Consider the following 16,945-nt stretch of genomic DNA (forward strand, 5'->3'; position numbering starts at 1 on the left):
TTCACTTGCTCCTGAGGTATTCGATGCTGTGCTGGGTCCACTGGTTTTCGAGCCGGATAGTTTCGGCTTCGGTGTCCTGCCATGGCAGCCAGTGTTCGACGATCTGGTTGATTTTTCTTTGGTGGGGTTGGAATTTGCTGACCATGTAGTCGTAATCGAGCAGGCCGTCCCCGAGCGGGGCGCCGGAGTAGGTGAAGCCGACCCACCCGTCCTTGCGGCTGAACGCAAAATCCTTAATATGCATGCTCAGGACATGGGGAGCGACGGCGTCGATCACATCCCGAGGCATTTCCAGCGCGGCGACCGTGTTTGCTGGGTCGCTGCATATGCCAAGGAAGGGGCTGTCGACTCTTTGAATTACGTCAAGGATCCGGGAAGTGGGCACCTGCTCGTACGTCTCCACCGCAATCTTTACGGCTGCAGCCTCGAAGTCCGGCAGGACTTCCATGAAAATCTCTGCCGCTTCCTCTGCCGTCGGGCTGTGGTCCGGGGTGTTGAACATGGTCCGCAGCAGGGGCGAGCCCAGAATCCGGGCGATGTGCAGGAACTTCCGCAGGTGTTCGGGTCGGATTCCCCTGGTGCCGAGCTCCAGGGAGATGCCCAAACGGTCCGCGGTGGCCCTGACCGCTTCGAGCTCGGCGTCCGTCATGGCTTCCAGCGGTGCGTAGTCGCAGATCTGGAACAGGTCCACCCCCAGGACCGCGGTCCGCTCCAAAGCCTGATGGATGCTCAGCGGTTCCGTGACCTTGTCTGAGAGCTGCCAGAAGAACGCATAACTGCTCAGGCCAATCCGCGTATTCATACCGGCACCTCCGCTGCAAGAAGCCGTACGGCAGTCTCGTCCAGGATGGTCTTGAGCGCGTTCGGATCGTGTGCGAAGCGGCCCAGGAACAGGCCGGCGACTGCGGCGTCCAGCCCGGCGATGAGACCAGGTCCGGCGCTGCCGCCGTAGATCACGCGGCTGTCCACCTGGCCCGGCAGGGTGCGCAGGTGCGCGTCCAGCCCGGTGATGACGGCGCTGATGTACTCCGGGGTGGCAGGCTCCGGGGCGCCGATGGCCCACTGCGGCTCGTAGGCCACGATGGTCCGTCCCGCAGGACCCAGGGACTGGGCGCGGTTAAGTGCTGCGTCGATCTCCGCGGAGCAACGGGTCACCGCTTCCTCCACGGAGCCCTGCTGCAACTCTCCGATGCACAGGACAGGGGTGAGGTCGTTGCGGTAGGCGGCGGCGGTCTTTAGCCCGACGATCGTGTCGTCTTCGCCGAAGATCCGGCGGCGTTCGGCGTGGCCTACTTCGGCGTAGCGTCCGCCAAGTTCAGCGACGGTTTTGCCGCCCACTTCGCCGGTAAAGGCGCCTTCGTCTTCCCAGAAAATATCCTGGGCGCCCGCGGCAACCCCGGCGGTGGCGAGGATGCGGGCAGCTTCGGGAAGTACCGGAAGGGTGGGGAGGACAAACAACTCGATGTCGCCGTTCTGGACCGCGGGGTGTGCGCTGGCAATAGCGGCCACGTCCCGGCAGTAGTCCACGGAGCGCTCGTATCCGAAGTACATCTTCAGGCTGACGCCGATGATGGCTTTGGGTTGAGTGCCTGTTGGGCGGTCAGCAGGATGTGACACCTTCGTAGTCCTTAATCAGAGTGACTTTTTCTGCGGAAGCCGAGGTTTCATCAAAGGTGTAGGTGAGCCATTCCTTGGCGAGGCGGCGGGCAAGATCGAGGCCGACGACCCGCTGGCCGAAGGTGAGGACCTGTGCGTTATTGCTCAGGACTGAGCGTTCCACGGAGAAGCTGTCGTGGGCGGTGACGGCGCGGACGCCGGGGACCTTGTTGGCAGCGATGGCGACGCCGAGGCCGGTGCCGCAGACCAGCAGTGCGCGGTCCGCTTTACCGGCAGCGATGAGTTCGGCGGCGGCGATGGCAACGGATGGGTAAGGGGTGTGGCTGGTGGCGTCCACTCCGACGTCGGTGACGGATTCCACCAGATCCGAGGCCACCAAGTCAGCTTTCAGGGCTTCCTTGTATTCGAAACCGGCGTCGTCGGCTCCAACGATCAGGCGCAGTTTGGTGCTCATGCTTCTTCCTTCACAGTTCTGTTCTCGACGAGGGTGTTGTGGATTGCCCGGATGATCAGTGCCATCGATACGGCTCCCGCATCAGGGGTCCCGAGGCTCTTTTCGGCGTGCGGACGGGCCCTGCCCATCAGGGGAAGCAAGTTTGATGTGGCGTCGGCGGCGCGCTGGGCTCTGGCGGCGGCCACTCCCCAGGCTTCGGTGAGGGACCTGCCCATCTCCACCTGAGAGGTCAGCGCGTCACGGAAGGGGACAAGAACGTCCACCAGGGTTTTGTCACCGGGCTTAGCTTTGCCGAACTCCATGATCGCAGCGGCGGCACCGTCAACTCCCTTTGCGACAGCATCAGCGTCGGGGGCTCTGCCGTCTCCCAAGGAATCGCCGACGGCGCGGAGGGCCATGCCCCAGAGGGCGCCGGACGTGCCGCCGGCTTTGTCGGCCCAGGCATCGCCGGCGGTGTACAGGGTGGTGGCGGCGCCAGCACCCCGGGAGACGGCGTCTGCCGCGGCCACCACGGCGGCGTGGACGCCGCGTTCCATGCCGATGCCGTGGTCACCGTCACCGGCGATTGCATCGATCCGGCCCAGTTCGTGGGCGTTGGCGTTCACAACTGCCCTGGCTGCCTCCAGGGCGGCCAGGACGCAGGTGGCACCGGCGCGGGACTCCGCTGACGCGTCAGGAATAAAAAGCTCAGCGTCGGCCGCTTCTCCGTCCTGTATTGCGCCGCCGGAGAGCGGTTCAGCCATTATGGCGCCGCGACGGAAGGCCGGGGCATCCGCGGGAGCATTCCAGAGGGTCTCGAGTTCGTCGTCGAGCCAGAACAGGGTGAGGGAGGTGCCCGCCATGTCGAAACTGGTGACCAATTCGCCGACCTGTGGGTCTACTGCTACCAGCCCGGCTTCGGCGAGAAGTTGGGCGACGCGTCGGTAGACGACGAAGAGTTCTTCGTATTTGACGCTGCCCAGGCCGTTGAGGATGGGAACCACCCGTGGCCGGGGCGAATCTAATGAAATCGAAAGGCCGTCGGGGATCTCGGTGAGTAGCTTGGACACGAGCAGTTCGGCAAGTTCATCTGCGGTCGGAATGTCTGTTTCGTCGATGCCCGGCTCGCCGTGGATGCCCATACCCACTGCCATCCGGCCCTCAGGTACGGTGAACAGCGGGTGCTCTCCACCCGGCAGGGTGCAGCCTGTGAAGGCAACGCCGAAGGAGCGGGTGCGATCATTGGTTCGTTCGGCAACTTCCACAGTGGCATCCATCGAGTAGCCCGCTTCAGCGGCGGCCGCAGCCACCTTAAAAACTGTTATGTCGCCGGCGATACCGCGACGCTTGGTGCGCTCGGCCAGCGGGGCCGAGGAGACGTCGTCGTTGACGGCGATGCTGCGGCATTCAATGCCTTCCGCCCGGAGACGGTCCTGGGCTTGGTTGAAATGCAGGACGTCACCGGCGTAATTGCCGTAACCCAGCAGCACGCCGACACCGTTATCCGCTGTTTTGGCCACGTTGTAGACCTGTTGGGCGGAGGGGGAGGCGAACAGGTTTCCCATCACCGCACCATGTGCCAGGCCTTGACCCACCAATCCGGCAAAGGCGGGATAGTGGCCCGAGCCACCGCCGATCACCACGGCCACCGTGTTTGGTGTGCTCTTGGTGTTGCGGACCACGCCCCCGGACACGCGCTTGACCCAACGGCCATGGGAGGCGACAAAGCCCTCGATCATTTCGTCAGCGAAAGCTGCGGGTTCATTAAACAGGCGAGTCATGGGAGCTCCTGGTGCCGAAGCGGCTCAGCACCACCGCAGGATCAGGGGCAGTGGTAAAGCCGCCGACTACTACATCGGGACGGTTACTTTCAGATCGCGGGAAGGTCGAAAAGGCCCCGCAGCTAAAGCATGAGGGCTCCAGCATAGAGACAAGAGCGTAAATTGGTCAACCGGTTGAGCTATTGCAAATCACTGATGTACGCGTCTGCGTTGCTACGCTGGGCAGATGCCCATAAACCCTTCGGCCCCTTCCGCGGCCAAGATCAGTGACGCTCTCGGTTCTATAGGTCAGGGTTCCGTCGTATCTGAAGTGGCTGAGCGCCTGCTTGCCTACTTCACCAGCGGCGAAATCGCCCCCGGAACAAGGCTGCCCGCTGAGCGACAATTGGCCGCTTCCTTGGGTGTCGGGCGGTCAGCAGTGCGGGAGGCGCTGGCGGCGCTGGAAATTCTTGGCATAGTGGTGGTGCGGCCCGGCTCCGGCACATATTTGCGTGACGGAGTCTCTGAACTGCTACCGCGCACTTTGAGTTGGGGCATGATGCTCGGGGCGCCACGTACCCGTGAGCTCGTCGAATTGCGCAGCGGCCTGGAAGTCCATGCGGCGCAACTTGCCGTTGGCAGGATTACCACCGAAGGTCTCGAAAGAATGCAGAGCCATCTGACGGACATGGCCCAGCACCTGGATGATTTGGCTGCATTTGTGGAGGCGGACGCTGCTTTTCACCGAGAGATTGCTGAAGGTTCCGGGAATCAGGTGCTGCAGGAATTACTGCAGAGTATCCGTTCGCTCCTTCGGATCTGGGTGGATAGGGCGCTGACAGACAAGGGGCACGCCGCCGCGGCGTTGGAAGAGCACCGCGAGATTTACGATGCCCTCTCGGCCCGGGACGCCGAAGGCGTCGCCAGGAAGATGCGGTCGCACATGGAGACAGCGTCGCACCGTCTGCTCGGCAGTTTGCCGAATCTCAGTAGCTGAGAAGACTTTTACCAAGTATTGGTCAACCGGTTGACTTGTTAGACGAGTACTCCCATACTTGGGGTTGCAGCCTGAAAACAGGCCTCGACTTTTTGTGCCAGCGATGCCCCACCTACAGGGAGTGGTGGCTCCGGGCCGGGCAGAGAGCAGTGACATGTCCTTACATTCCATCAGGCAGGACCAGCCCTGGAGGGCCGCATCGCTTATGGCCCGTCTTGCGCCGCCCCGTCGCCCTATCGCGTTTGGACCTTGGTCGGCCGAGCTCGTCGGGGACGAATTGGCATCCATCAGTTACTCCGGCCGACAGGTATTGCGGGCGGTTAAGGCCGTGGTCCGGGACCAGGACTGGCAGACCCCACAGCCGTCCGCGTGTGACCTTGACATCATCCAAGCGGACAACGAGTTGCAAGCGCGCTGGACTGTGAAATACAACGGCTATGGAGTCCGCTACACCGGGAGGCTGCTAGCCAAATTCACTGCCGCCGAGGTGCGGATCAGCTTTGAGGGTGTGGCAGTCCATCCGTTCCGTAGCAATCGGATCGGCCTTGTTGTGTTGCATCCTCCCTCTGACGCCGGCAGGACCATTACAGTGGAGCACCCCGACGGCAGTAGCACAACCACACTATTTCCTGACACCATCAGCCCCCACCAGCCATTTATGGACATAGCGGCTCTCGAATGGGCCGACGTCGGCACGGCCTTCAGATTGTCCTTCGCTGGCGAGGTATTTGAGACCGAGGACCAACGGAACTGGACGGACGCGTCCTTCAAGACGTACAGCACACCGCTTGCGCGGCCGTTTCCAGTCACAGTCGCCGCCGGTACGACTGTCCGGCAATCGCTACTCCTGGAAGCGGCCACGCTTGAACCGCGGGCGGCTGTCGAAGCCCCGTCCTCTGCGGGGCGGGCGCACCCGGCGGGTCAGCCGACGGCGGGTTCCGCCCGGATCGGGAAGCAGGCAGGTCAGGTACCGGCGCTGGGAGTGGGCGCAGGGTTGCGGCCTCAGATGCTCCCAGACATCCCCCAACTGGATGCCATTATGGTGGAACTAGTTGGACGGCTCCAAGACGGCCGTGAAGTCGGCTGGAACGCCCAATTGGAGGCAGCTGCCGATGTGGCCGCCCGACATGGAGCAGGGTTGGATATCCGGGCCGTAACCCCTGATGTGCTCAGTGCTGTGCCCGCCCTTGCCCCATACCTGCCGCGGGCGAAGCGACTCGCAGTTTTCCATCCGGATAGCCATATCACTGAGCCCAAAACATGGCAGGACCTGCAGATAGCCCTACAGGACGCGGGATTCCGCGGAAGCCTCCTTGCTGGCGTCCGGTCCCATTTCACCGAGTTGAACCGAAACATCGAGCGCATGCCACCGCACTTTGATGCCCTCACCTTCAGCATCACACCGCAGATGCACAGCACCGGGGTCGCTGACATTATCGACAGCGTGCCCATGCAGCAGTTGGTGGCCCAAAACGCCCTGCGTCTAGGTCGCCGCAAGCCACTGCACATAGGCCCAGTAACCCTGCGTCCGCGGTTCAATGCCGTGGCGACCTCCGGCCTTGCTTCCCAGGTTGAAGCTGATGAACTGCAGGGCCACCCCTTCACAGCGGCTTGGCTACTGGCGAGCATCAGAGCGTTGACTGTTGATGGTGTGGCCTCAGCGAGCTACTTCGAGGCATCCGGCCCGGGTGGAATCACCGACGCCGACGGACTTTTGAACCCGGCTGGTCAATTGCTGAAGGAGCTAGCAGCACTCCGGTGGGCAGATGTCCTATCGGTCGACCCTGCAGGAGGTCCAACCACGCTTTATCCGGTCCAGTCACCGGCCGGACTTATTGTTTTCGCCGGAAATCTGTCCGGAGAAGCGGTCGTCGTGGACCTGCAGCTTCCAGAGGGGGAAACCGCCGATGGGAGCACTTGCACCGTTTTCGGGCAGGACACTACTACCTACATTGATTTCAATGCCCATGTCGGGGAATGCTCACCCCGTGGGCGGATGACCCTCGGCCCCTGGACAGCTGGCGTCATTCGCTTCCCGGCGACCAACTGAACAAGACACACTTCCTGCCGTACCGACGGCAGCGAGTCTTTAGCGAAAGGAGACCCAATGGGTCTGCGACTTGAAGGAAAAAGTGCCCTGGTTACCGGGGCAGGTTCCGGGATTGGCCTTGCCATAGCCCAGCGCTTCGTTTACGAAGGGGCCACCGTCTATTTTGCCGACATCAATACCGCTGCCGCCGAAAAGGCGGCAGCGGACACCGGTGCTGCGCGCGCCTACGCCCTCCAAGTGGACATCTCGGATGAAGAAAGTGTGGCCGGCGCCTATGCAACCATCGGCGCTAACGGGACGCTGGATATCGTGGTAGCCAACGCGGGCGTCCAACTCTTCGGCCAGGATGCGAAGGTTGGCGACCTCGACCTAACAGTCTGGGAAAAGACCGTCAGCATTAACCAGCGCGGGACATTTCTCACCCTGAAGCATGCCGTCCGGGCGATGGAAACGCGGGGGGGCTCCATCATCTGTACAGGAAGCCCCACGGCCATCGTGGCCTGCGGCCAGACCTTCACCGCCTACACGAGCTCCAAGGCCGGAGTACACGGCCTGGCGCGAGTGGTAGCCGCCGACTACGCCCACACCGGAATCCGCGTAAACACAGTAGTGCCGGGCTACACGGAAACCCCACTGGTGCAAGCAATCGCGCAAGACCCCGCCAGCCGTGCGGGCCTGGTTGATTCCACCATGCTGGGACGCCCCGGGACAGTGACAGATGTCGAAGGCATCATGGTCTTCCTGGCCAGCGACGAATCCGCGTACGCCACCGGAGGGATCTTCACCGTCGATGGAGGTCTGACCGCTCTGTAGGACAGGGGTCTGACTCCACTATGCTTCGCGAACGCGAGCCTGGCCAGCGATGATTCCGCTTAGCCCGCCGGTGGGATGTCCAATGGGCGGCGACCATATAACCAAGCCCTGCCCTTCCTCCGCGCCACTGTCGCCCTACGTTGTAGCGCCCTTCTCGCCTTCCAACCATCGAATCTGCTAATCGTCGGCAAGGTCCCGTTGAGTCATGCTGAGCAAGGTGACTGATGGATCCGCATCGGCAAAGATAAAAAGGAAACCAATGGCCAACATCTTATTCAGACTAAACCCCGCCCCAATGTGCAGGAGCAGCGTCCGTCCTGCTAGAAGAAGTGCACCAAGATGTCCTGGAGGCGTTTGCTGTGGTGGGCGGTTCGGGGCATGAACATGATCGCTGTCGAACCCCGCTGCCGTCTCATTCTCGACAATGACTGGGCGGGTGATCCGGACGGGCTCCTCGGGCTGGCGCACCATGCGCTATCGCCGGGCAACGAATTGGTCGCTGTTACCAGTTCGCTAACTAATCCGATGTTTGGGCCCCCGGAGGGCATGGCGAAGGTTGGTGCGAATTTTGCTGAGGACCTGCTAAGTGTTCTGAAGCCCGATGAACCCGTATCCGTGCACGCTGGCCCTGATGCCCCCTTCGACGGCCAGGCCCGAGAGACTGCTGCTGCGCGCGCCATCATTTCCGCAGTCAAGGCACACGGACATACCCAAGTGGTCCTGGTGTGCGCGGGACCGCTCACAAATGTTGCCGACGCACTCCTCCTGCAGCCGGATATTGCTTCCATGTTCACCCTCGTGTGGGTAGGGGGCTCGGCCAGGGGCGATGATGAGGAGGAGTACAACTATTTCACAGACGCGGCAGCTGCACGTTTCGTCCTCGACAATCACCAACTCGCAGTATGGCAGTTTCCTTCTGAGACTTACCGAAGAATGGTCATATCTGTTGCGGAACTCGATTACTCACTTCGGAACGGGGGTCCTGGAGGTGTCTGGCTCTGGGAACGGTTCAACAGGCTGGAGGTTCCAGATTTCGTCAAGTTTGGTCCCTTGTGGTGCCTTGGGGACAGTGCACCCCTCATAGTGACGGCACTGGATGACATTACGTGCACATACGAAGAGACAAGCGCCGTGCCTTACCGAAGGATTTACACATCGGTGGACACCAGGTTAATAATCTCGGATTTCTTCGCACGCCTTAATATGCAGAAGTAGGTTCCCGACACTGCCACCAATCCGGTCAACGGCGATGAAGCCAAACTTGGGCTTGTAGCCGAACACCTATTCGTAGTTGCCGGAGACGGTCCAAGCGATGTAGCCGCGGACGGAATGCAGTCGGTCAGGCAGGAGGCTACGAAGTCCAAGGCGACGTGCAGGTAGTCCGTCGTCGCGTATCGTCTTCGCTCGCGAGGCCGGTTTCGGTGACGATGACCGGGATACCTGCAACCCGAAGCCGTCACCGCGGGAAGCTTCCAGGACGCGTTCGTTGACGGCCCAGCCCACCAGAAGGTTGGGTGGGCTTTGATGGCGGCGGCACGGTGTTCTGCCAGCTTTACCTCAAACGCAGCCTCCGTGGAGCAGGACAGTGAAGTATGCCGAGGCATACGCTCTCATCAGCGGCAAGACTGTTCGTCCGCCTGTGGACGTCAAGCAGGCCTAGCGGCTGCTGAGGCTCGTCCGGTAGTCAAGGATCTTCCGCTCGTTGTCTTCGCGCCAAGTTCGGAATTCTGCCTGTTGGCGCGAAGCTTCCTGCGAGCCTGCGTTGCCTGCACCTCGCCGAATCCTGTGCGCTGACGTCAGCGTGCTTGAGTGCCCGGATACGACGCTCATGGGCCCGTCGCTGCTGCCGGAGAGCGTCACCCTTGGCGTCTGCTGTGTGTCCTTGCCTGGGCGTTTAGTTATCCCGGGCAGGTTAAACTGCTGTGGGAGCGGCGGCAGCTGTTGTGATGCAGCCCTTTGCTCTTCGCTTCCGAGAGAGAAGCGACCACGGTCTTGCCGTCCTTGAGGCGTCCCGTGGTGGGTCCGGAGATGCTCAACACCGTGCCCTCGAACTGGCGGCAGATCTTGCATTCCTCGGGCATCCGAAACTAGGGCCGTGTCAATGCCCGATTCACGGATCCGTCCCGTGTGGCCCTGCAGCATCGCGTTCGACGTCGCGGACCGTGCAGCCATTTCCGCATAAGAGGACATGCCCCAGCGCCGGCCAGCAGTGCCCCGGAAGCCCGTGACACCGTTCTTCGCCAACCGCGTCAGGATCATCTGGGACCCTTCCCGCCTCGCGACCGGCCCAGCGTCGTCTGTACTGCGTGGTGAAGACCGGCTTGTCCTTCCTCTTGGCGCCAATCACGGGCAGTTGCCTTGGTTGCCATCATCACGAGCTTTCCCGGTGGTGATCTACGGCACATTACGCTTTCGATCATCGAAATTGCTATGTTCGGCGACCTCTGCGTTGCCTGAATCTTAGAAGCAGCCGTTACATACCGGCTCCCAACGTTCTTTTTCCGTTTGCCACATCAGAATGCAAAGGCGCACAACATGAAACACCTGAACTCCACCGCCCGTGCGAGCTCCGCCGTTCTGGCAGGGGCGCTCTTGCTGGGATCGCTGACCGCCTGTGGCGGCGGCTCTGGCCAGACCACTGCGAAGGCAGATACCGGCAGCCTGACATTGGCCGTTGACCACGATGCTGCATCCTTTGGCTTTGATCCGCTGCGTGTTGTGGGTGCCCAGCGGCAGTTTTTCGAGGGCCTCTACGAGAGCCTGATGTCGCTTCAGCCGGACGGCTCGGCAGGTCCGGGACTGGCCAAGGAGTTCAGCTACAACGCGGACAACACAGTTCTGACGCTGACACTCAAGGACGATGTAACGTTCACGGATGGCTCCAAGCTTGACGCGGAACTGGTCAAGGCGAACCTTGACCGCCGGTCCGATCCGGCGCTGAGCGCCTACTCCGCGGTGGCCAAGGGCGGAGCCCAGGAAATCGCTTCAGTTGACGTGGTCGGCCCCACCCAGGTGGCTTTGACCTTTGCCAAGCCGCAGCCTGGTTTCGAGAATAACCTGACGTCCACCACTGGCATGATCGTGGGCAAGAACGGCGTCACGGACAGCGCAAGCCTTTCCGCAACCCCGGATGGTTCTGGCCCCTACACCCTGGATCCTTCAACGGTGAAGGGCAACAAGTACGTGATGGTGAAGAACGAGAAGAGCCCTGAGGCAGCGAAGTACGCGTTCAATAAGGTGATCTTCAGCGTTGTCCTTGACCCCCAGGCCCGGGCTAATGCACTGGTGTCCGGCCAGGCAGATGTGGCGATGCTGACCTCGAACACCGTTGACTTCGCCAAGTCCAAGGGCGTGGGGGTGTCCCAGATTGGGGGCACCGTCAACACCATGGTCTCCTTCGACAAGATCGGCAAGACCTCCCCGGCGTTTGCCGAGGAGAAGGTCCGCCAGGCGTTCCAGTACGCGATCAACCGCCAGGCCCTGGTGGACGCGCTACATAAGGGTGACATCCCTGCCTGGAACGCCCTGCCAAAGGACTCACCGGGATTCACCAAGGACCTTGATACTAAGTTCGCCTACAACCCGGACAAGGCCAAGAGCCTGCTGGCCGAAGCAGGCTACCCTAACGGCTTGGAGTTCACCATTGTCGCCGGCGCCCAAACCCAGACCGACCTGCAAGCAGTGCAGAAGGATCTCGCGGCCGTCGGAATCACCATGAACGTGAAGATGGCCTCCTCCACTGATGAAGCTTTCGCTGCCGTCGCCACCACGCCTCTGGGTTACGCCGCGCTTGACTGGAGTAATCCCGTGGGCTTCATGTACGGAGCTGTCCTGAACGGCTTCACCAACGTGCAAAAGGCCACCGACGAGCAGCTCAGCGCTGCCACCGGCGAGCTCGCTGCCGCCAAGGACGAAGCCGCAATCAAGGCTGCTGCCACCAAGCTGAACACCCGTCTGGTGGAATCGGGATGGATGATCCCGCTGTACGAGGCGCTGACCAACCAGGGGTACAACACCAAGAAGGTGGCGCCGGTGCAGTTCGCGGGCACCAATGCCTACCCGCTCCTCTCGTCCTACAAGCCAGCCAGCTAAAACCGTGGTCCTGCCGGGCGGGCTCCGCGAGAGGCCGCCCGGCAGTGCCTGACCGATGGAGGTCACCATGCCACTATTCATCACCAAACGCCTGCTGATGGCGCTCGCCACCGTGCTGGTGGTATCAGTGCTGGCATTCCTGCTGGTGCACGCAATGCCCGGCAGCCCGGGGGCCGTTTCCCTCGGAGCAGGCGCCTCCCAGGAAGCCATCGACGAAGTCAACCAGCGTCTCGGGTGGAATGATCCCCACGTGGTCCAGTTTTTCAGCTGGCTCGGCAACGCAGTGCGGGGTGACCTCGGAATCTCGCTGATCGACGGACGTTCAGTGAGTGCAGACCTCGCCAGCCGGCTGCCCGTCACGGCGTCACTTGCTGCCGGAGCCACGTTGGTCAGTGCCGTTCTTGGTATTGCGCTCGGCGTCACCGCGGCCGTCCGGGGCGGCATGGTGGACCGCATCATCGGCGGTGTATGCGGCATGGCAGTTGCCCTCCCGGCCTTCTGGATCGGCATCATCTTTGTTTACCTCCTGGCCGTCCAGACCTCCGTTTTCCCGGCCACCGGCTACGTCCCGTTCGAGGTCTCGCCGCAGGACTGGGCTATGTCGTTGGCCCTGCCGGTGATCACCCTGGCCGTGGGCGGCGGAGCGTTCCTTGCCCGACAGACCAGGGCTTCCATGCTTGAGGCCCTCCAGCAGGAACACATCCGCACCCTCCGGGCAACCGCCACCCCCACCTGGAAAATCCTCTACGTCCATGCCCTCCGCTACGCTAGCCTGCCGATCGTGGCCGGCATCGCGCTGCAGTTCATTCAGCTTTTCGGCGGCTCCGTCATCGCCGAGCAGCTGTTCGCCATGCCTGGTCTGGGCCAAGCCGTCCAAAATTCCGTCAGCACCCATGACGCTCCGTCCGTGCAGGGCGTGGTGGTGATCGCCACCGTTGTGGTGGTCGCCGTGAATCTGGTGCTGGAACTCGCCACCAAGTTCCTCGACCCGAAGTTGCGTGCCTCATGATTCCCAACGTCGCCCCTGCACCAGCCGACACAGCCGAGCCGACGGCGGCTGCCGTCCTTCCCAAGGCCCCCCGCCCCGGTACCGTGAAGAAATTCTCCGGCAGCAAGCTCTTCGCCTCACCTGGCAGCATCGCCGGAATCATCTGGCTCGCGGCGCTCGTTGTCGCCTCCCTGACCGCGCCGCTCTGGCTGCCCTTCAAAACCGAGGACCAGGACTTCACTGCGGTCCTGTCCGGCCCCACTGCCACCCACTGGCTCGGCACCGACGAACTCGGCCGGGACATCCTAAGCCGCATCTTCGCTTCAGCGGCCGACACGCTGGGGACATCCATGATCACGGTGATTGTCGCCGTCGGACTCGGAACGCTCCTCGCGATGCTGGCGGCAGCGGCCGGTGAGCGCACGGAAAACGTGATCAGCCGAATCACCGAAATCATGATGTCCTTGCCGGGTACCGTCGTCATACTGGCCGTCATCGGAGCCGTTGGAACCAATATCCCGTTGATTATGGGCATCTTCGGCGTGCTTATCTCAGCGGGTATGTACCGGGTCATGCTTGGTCAGGCCAAATCCCTGCAGTCACAGCTCTACGTGGACGCAGCCAAGGTGGACGGCGCCAGCACGGTGGGCATCAGCCTCCGCCATGTGCTGCCCGGCCTGACCAACACTGTCGTGGTGCAGTCGGCGCTGATCTTCGCCGTCGGCATGCTCATCCAGGCCGGCCTGGCGTTCATTGGATTCGGCCCGCCCATTCCCGAACCGAGCTGGGGCGGCATGATCCAAAGCGCCTCGCAGCACGTCTATGACACCCCCTGGCTTATGGTTCCCACGGGCGCGGTGCTGGCCCTGACGGTCCTCGCAGCGAACGCGATCGGAAACGCCCTTGGAAAGTCACCCAACGCCAGCGTCTCCCACCTGCCTTCCGCCGCGGCACGGCGCCAACGGGCCAAAGCGGTCGCCGCTATCGCCCAAGATGCTCCGGCAGCAAAAGAGGAGACGGCCAGGAACACACTCAGCGTCCGCAACCTCTCGGTAGGCGTGGACAACGGAGTCCGCCTGGTTACGGATGTCTCCTTCGACGTCGAACCCGGCACCGTCCTAGGTCTGGTGGGCGAATCCGGCTGCGGCAAGACCATGACGGCGCTGTCCCTGCTGGGCCTGCTTCCCTCCGGTGTATCCGTGATCGGCGGCCAGATCCTTTGGAATGGCAGGAACCTGGCCGCGGCCACCGACAGGGACATGGAAAGCATCCGCGGACGCGAAATTGCCCTCATCTCCCAGGAACCCATGCGTGCCCTGGACCCCATGTTCACGGTGGGCTACCAGCTCACGGCCGCCATCCGCCGGCTCCGCAAAGTGGGCGGGGCAGAGGCCAAGGTGGAGGCTCTCAGCCTGCTGGAAAAGGTGGGCATCGTTGACGCCGCGCGCATCCTGAAAACCTACCCGCACCAGATCAGCGGCGGCATGGCCCAACGCGTGGCCATCGCCCTGGCCCTCTCCGGCCGTCCCCGCCTGCTCGTGGCTGACGAACCCACCACGGCCCTGGACGTCACCGTGCAGGCCGAGATCCTGTCCCTGCTGCGCAGCCTGGTGAAAGACAGCGGAATGTCGGTTGTTATCGTCACCCACGACCTCGGCGTAGTGGCCGACCTCTGCGATCACGTGGCCGTCATGTACGCCGGCGAGGTCGTGGAAAACGGCAGGACTGACAGCATCCTGGATAACCCGCGCCACCCGTACACCCTGGCCCTGCTGGCCGCCGACCCGCACGCCAATCACGCCGCGGACATGCCCGAGCGCCTAGCCACGATCAACGGCCAGGTTCCCCAGCCCAAGGACTGGCCCAGCACATGCCGGTTCGCTGCACGCTGCCAATTCGCTGGCTCGGCCTGCATGGTTCCCATCCCGCTGCTGCCCTCCGGAACCGGCGACGGCATGGTGCGCTGCGTCAAAGCGGACGAACTCACCGTCGAAGGCCTCGACTGGGTGGCCACGGATGTCCCGACCCACCACGTTCTGAACCTGTCTGAAACCAGGACTGACGAAAAGGATCACGCATGAGCACCTCTATCTCGGTCCGCCCTGAAGCTCCAGTGCCCGCTTCTGCCCAGCCGCTGCTGGAAGTCAAGGACCTGGTGGTCCGCTACGGGCGTGGCCGCAAGGCAGCTGGCGCCCCCGCCGCCGTCGACCGCGTCAGCTTCAGCATTGCCCCAGGGGAGACCGTGGGACTGGTGGGGGAATCCGGCTCGGGCAAGTCCACCATTGGCAAGGCGATCCTCGGTTTGCAGAAGGTCTCCGGCGGGTCCATCGCCTACCAGGGCAAGGACATAACATTCGCCGGCGCCTCCCAGCGCCGGGCGCTCGGCGGGGAGCTGCGGGCGGTTTTCCAGGACCCAAACTCCTCCCTGAACCCGCGCAACACGGTGGGCTCCTCACTGGCTGAACCGCTCCGGCTTCGTGGGGTGAACGGGGCTGAGGCGCGGCAGCGCGCAGAGGACATGCTGGAACGCGTTGGCCTGCCCCGGGACGCCGTGGACCGGTACCCCAGCCAGTTCTCGGGCGGCCAGCGCCAGCGCATCTCCGTAGCCCGTGCCCTCATCTGCGACCCAAAACTGGTGGTCTGCGACGAAGCCGTAAGCGCACTTGACCTCTCCACCCAAGCCCAGGTGCTGAACCTCCTGGCGGACCTGCGCGACGAGCGGGGCCTGGGTTACCTGTTCATCGCCCATGACATCGCCGTGGTCCAGTTCCTGGCCCAGCGCGTGGTCGTCCTCTACCGTGGCCAGGTCATGGAAAGCGGACCTGCCGCCGCAGTCACGGAAAAGCCCAAGCATCCCTTCACTCAGGCCCTCGTGGCAGCGTCCCCAGTTCCACGACCCGCCGAGCAAGCCGCCCGCCGGGAAGCTCGCGAATCCCTCGGCGTCCGGACAGGAGCAGCCGCCACTCCCGGCCCCGGAGGATGCCCCTTCCGGCTCCGTTGCCCACTGGCAACAGACCTCTGCCGCGACGAACGCCCCACCCTCCGGCCGGTAGGCGCCTCCGACGTCGCCTGCCACTACGCCTCATAACCCGACTTCCCTAACCCGGGACCTTTCACTCCGTCCGGCGCCAACCGCCCAGCAGAACGGAATCCAACCCATGCTGCAGATCGGGTTGCGGTCCCGGTGCAGGAAGCCATGACTCGTTGCGTTTCGCCGCGTGCGGGTATCCGCTTCTTCAGCCGGCAAGTTGCTAAACCACGGGTGTATGGGTCGTCCCGGTCCGTGAAGTGGCTTGCGTTCGATGGCCAAGGCTGCGCGAAACCGCAAGGGCAGCTGCACGGACTGGGGGAGCCAACACGTTTGGGGGAGTGGAGCCGTCCGGTACCACAACTGATAACGCGGCAATCACTGACCCTTCAGCGTTGAAGACAGGCGATGCAACTGACAGCACCAAAGGGAAGGTACGGCGAATGGTGGCCACGCCAGTGCGCCGGATGTCCGAGAGGGTCCGGCGCAGCTGCCCTTCCGGCAAATGGATAATGCCGGGGTCTTCCGCGGGCGGACTTTTCAGGACAGCTTCCTGAAACTGGTGGTCTGCCCAGGCCAGCAGCACCAGGCCGACTGCCGTATACCGCAGGGGCGCACGACCCCCTGCACGATAAATACCCTCCGGAGCACTCCTCGAGGAGAGCCGCTCAATCAGCACCGCCTCGTCGTTGTCCCGGATAGCCAGTAGGACATGGTGGCGGGTCACTTCGAATAGGTCCTCAAGATAAGGCAGTGCAATCTCCCGCACCCCGTGCCCTCGAGGAGAAAGTGATGCCACCTCCCAGAGCCTGACACCGATGACATACCGGCCATCGTCAAGTCGTTCCAAGGCGCCCCATTCGACCAGTTGGGCGACGAGCCGTGAGGCCGATGGGACGGGGATGTCCGCGAGACGTGCCATCTCTGTGAGCGTCAGCGCGCGGCGACGATCGGAAAAAACCGCCAACAGGCGCAAGGCCCGGCCGACAACAGGCTCACCTTGCTTCGGACGTCCACCCCGAACAGCGGCGGTGCCATCTGTGGCAGACATGAGTGGACCTCACTTTATCTAACGGCCGGGGATTCGGACCCAACAATACTATTTCGATGATCGAAAGCAAGCTGCCGGATAGGCCTACTCTTGACTGAAGATTGAAGTTGCTACTA

General features: G+C 62.8%; 14 protein-coding genes and 1 pseudogene. 8 read left to right on the forward strand and 7 right to left on the reverse strand.

Annotated elements, in window-relative coordinates; translation table 11 throughout:
- Nucleotide 1: 1 nt before the first annotated feature.
- From CGK93_RS09905 to CGK93_RS09920, 4 genes are read right to left on the reverse strand one after another with little or no spacing between them, the layout of a single operon-like run.
- A complete protein-coding gene (locus CGK93_RS09905) occupies nucleotides 2-802 on the reverse strand; it encodes a sugar phosphate isomerase/epimerase family protein (protein ID WP_089594673.1) in 801 nt (266 codons plus the stop codon).
- Nucleotides 799-1,617 carry a triose-phosphate isomerase family protein gene (locus tag CGK93_RS09910; RefSeq protein ID WP_232481597.1) on the reverse strand — a complete coding sequence of 273 codons (819 nt, stop codon included), beginning with the start codon at nucleotides 1,615-1,617 and terminating at the stop codon, nucleotides 799-801. Before CGK93_RS09910 ends, CGK93_RS09905 begins: the two co-directional genes overlap by 4 nt.
- The gene (locus CGK93_RS09915) at nucleotides 1,601-2,071 is read right to left on the reverse strand and encodes a ribose-5-phosphate isomerase (protein WP_089594674.1); all 471 of its coding nucleotides are present in this window, start codon (nucleotides 2,069-2,071) and stop codon (nucleotides 1,601-1,603) included. Before CGK93_RS09915 ends, CGK93_RS09910 begins: the two co-directional genes overlap by 17 nt.
- Nucleotides 2,068-3,831: a dihydroxyacetone kinase family protein gene (locus tag CGK93_RS09920; RefSeq protein ID WP_089594675.1), complete on the reverse strand. Its 1,764-nt coding sequence runs from the start codon at nucleotides 3,829-3,831 to the stop codon at nucleotides 2,068-2,070. The genes CGK93_RS09915 and CGK93_RS09920 overlap by 4 nt, the downstream gene beginning before the upstream one ends.
- 226 nt (nucleotides 3,832-4,057) lie before the next feature.
- On the opposite strand from CGK93_RS09920, the gene CGK93_RS09925 reads away from it, so the two are divergent.
- The 4 genes from CGK93_RS09925 (at nucleotide 4,058) to CGK93_RS09940 (ending at nucleotide 8,885) form a co-directional block, all read left to right on the forward strand.
- Nucleotides 4,058-4,807: a FadR/GntR family transcriptional regulator gene (locus CGK93_RS09925; protein ID WP_089594676.1), complete on the forward strand. Its 750-nt coding sequence runs from the start codon at nucleotides 4,058-4,060 to the stop codon at nucleotides 4,805-4,807.
- Nucleotides 4,808-4,961: 154 nt separating this feature from the next.
- The gene (locus tag CGK93_RS09930; protein WP_157731711.1) at nucleotides 4,962-6,857 is read left to right on the forward strand and encodes a hypothetical protein; all 1,896 of its coding nucleotides are present in this window, start codon (nucleotides 4,962-4,964) and stop codon (nucleotides 6,855-6,857) included.
- A gap of 57 nt (nucleotides 6,858-6,914) precedes the next feature.
- A complete protein-coding gene (locus tag CGK93_RS09935) occupies nucleotides 6,915-7,670 on the forward strand; it encodes an SDR family NAD(P)-dependent oxidoreductase (RefSeq protein WP_089594678.1) in 756 nt (251 codons plus the stop codon).
- Between the two features lie 378 nt (nucleotides 7,671-8,048).
- Complete coding sequence (locus CGK93_RS09940) at nucleotides 8,049-8,885, forward strand: nucleoside hydrolase (protein WP_089597345.1); 837 nt, start codon at nucleotides 8,049-8,051, stop codon at nucleotides 8,883-8,885.
- A 441-nt stretch (nucleotides 8,886-9,326) separates the two neighbouring features.
- Here CGK93_RS09940 and CGK93_RS24080 read toward each other — a convergent pair whose 3' ends face one another.
- Together CGK93_RS24080 and CGK93_RS24600 are read right to left on the reverse strand one after the other, a co-directional pair.
- The gene (locus tag CGK93_RS24080; RefSeq protein ID WP_232481598.1) at nucleotides 9,327-9,500 is read right to left on the reverse strand and encodes a hypothetical protein; all 174 of its coding nucleotides are present in this window, start codon (nucleotides 9,498-9,500) and stop codon (nucleotides 9,327-9,329) included.
- A gap of 300 nt (nucleotides 9,501-9,800) precedes the next feature.
- A pseudogene (locus CGK93_RS24600) lies at nucleotides 9,801-9,929 on the reverse strand (hypothetical protein); the annotation flags it as partial.
- 276 nt (nucleotides 9,930-10,205) lie between these two features.
- Here CGK93_RS24600 and CGK93_RS09950 point away from each other — a divergent pair.
- The 4 genes from CGK93_RS09950 (at nucleotide 10,206) to CGK93_RS09965 (ending at nucleotide 15,838) form a co-directional block, all read left to right on the forward strand.
- Nucleotides 10,206-11,762, forward strand: coding sequence for an ABC transporter substrate-binding protein (locus CGK93_RS09950; protein WP_089594680.1), 1,557 nt, complete (start codon nucleotides 10,206-10,208; stop codon nucleotides 11,760-11,762).
- 67 nt (nucleotides 11,763-11,829) lie between these two features.
- The gene (locus CGK93_RS09955) at nucleotides 11,830-12,771 is read left to right on the forward strand and encodes an ABC transporter permease (RefSeq protein WP_232481599.1); all 942 of its coding nucleotides are present in this window, start codon (nucleotides 11,830-11,832) and stop codon (nucleotides 12,769-12,771) included.
- Nucleotides 12,768-14,831: a dipeptide/oligopeptide/nickel ABC transporter permease/ATP-binding protein gene (locus tag CGK93_RS09960; protein WP_089594682.1), complete on the forward strand. Its 2,064-nt coding sequence runs from the start codon at nucleotides 12,768-12,770 to the stop codon at nucleotides 14,829-14,831. Before CGK93_RS09955 ends, CGK93_RS09960 begins: the two co-directional genes overlap by 4 nt.
- Nucleotides 14,828-15,838, forward strand: a complete 1,011-nt coding sequence (locus CGK93_RS09965) for an oligopeptide/dipeptide ABC transporter ATP-binding protein (RefSeq protein ID WP_089594683.1) — start codon at nucleotides 14,828-14,830, stop codon at nucleotides 15,836-15,838. The genes CGK93_RS09960 and CGK93_RS09965 overlap by 4 nt, the downstream gene beginning before the upstream one ends.
- 163 nt (nucleotides 15,839-16,001) lie before the next feature.
- On the opposite strand, the gene CGK93_RS09970 is transcribed toward CGK93_RS09965, so the two are convergent.
- Complete coding sequence (locus CGK93_RS09970; RefSeq protein ID WP_089594684.1) at nucleotides 16,002-16,829, reverse strand: IclR family transcriptional regulator; 828 nt, start codon at nucleotides 16,827-16,829, stop codon at nucleotides 16,002-16,004.
- Between the last annotated feature and the right edge of the window lie 116 nt (nucleotides 16,830-16,945).

Source organism: Arthrobacter sp. YN (genome assembly GCF_002224285.1).
Taxonomy (GTDB): domain Bacteria; phylum Actinomycetota; class Actinomycetes; order Actinomycetales; family Micrococcaceae; genus Arthrobacter.

What these genes read in the sequence shown, in the direction of transcription:
- CGK93_RS09915 (WP_089594674.1), bottom strand. Translation starts at nt 2,071, where the DNA reads ATGAGCACCAAACTGCGCCTGATCGTTGGAGCCGACGACGCCGGTTTC.
- CGK93_RS09935 (WP_089594678.1), top strand. Translation starts at nt 6,915, where the DNA reads ATGGGTCTGCGACTTGAAGGAAAAAGTGCCCTGGTTACCGGGGCAGGT.
- CGK93_RS24080 (WP_232481598.1), bottom strand. Translation starts at nt 9,500, where the DNA reads ATGAGCGTCGTATCCGGGCACTCAAGCACGCTGACGTCAGCGCACAGG.
- CGK93_RS09960 (WP_089594682.1), top strand. Translation starts at nt 12,768, where the DNA reads ATGATTCCCAACGTCGCCCCTGCACCAGCCGACACAGCCGAGCCGACG.
- CGK93_RS09930 (WP_157731711.1), top strand. Translation starts at nt 4,962, where the DNA reads ATGTCCTTACATTCCATCAGGCAGGACCAGCCCTGGAGGGCCGCATCG.
- CGK93_RS09940 (WP_089597345.1), top strand. Translation starts at nt 8,049, where the DNA reads ATGAACATGATCGCTGTCGAACCCCGCTGCCGTCTCATTCTCGACAAT.
- CGK93_RS09920 (WP_089594675.1), bottom strand. Translation starts at nt 3,831, where the DNA reads ATGACTCGCCTGTTTAATGAACCCGCAGCTTTCGCTGACGAAATGATC.
- CGK93_RS09955 (WP_232481599.1), top strand. Translation starts at nt 11,830, where the DNA reads ATGCCACTATTCATCACCAAACGCCTGCTGATGGCGCTCGCCACCGTG.
- CGK93_RS09905 (WP_089594673.1), bottom strand. Translation starts at nt 802, where the DNA reads ATGAATACGCGGATTGGCCTGAGCAGTTATGCGTTCTTCTGGCAGCTC.
- CGK93_RS09965 (WP_089594683.1), top strand. Translation starts at nt 14,828, where the DNA reads ATGAGCACCTCTATCTCGGTCCGCCCTGAAGCTCCAGTGCCCGCTTCT.
- CGK93_RS09925 (WP_089594676.1), top strand. Translation starts at nt 4,058, where the DNA reads ATGCCCATAAACCCTTCGGCCCCTTCCGCGGCCAAGATCAGTGACGCT.
- CGK93_RS09970 (WP_089594684.1), bottom strand. Translation starts at nt 16,829, where the DNA reads ATGTCTGCCACAGATGGCACCGCCGCTGTTCGGGGTGGACGTCCGAAG.
- CGK93_RS09950 (WP_089594680.1), top strand. Translation starts at nt 10,206, where the DNA reads ATGAAACACCTGAACTCCACCGCCCGTGCGAGCTCCGCCGTTCTGGCA.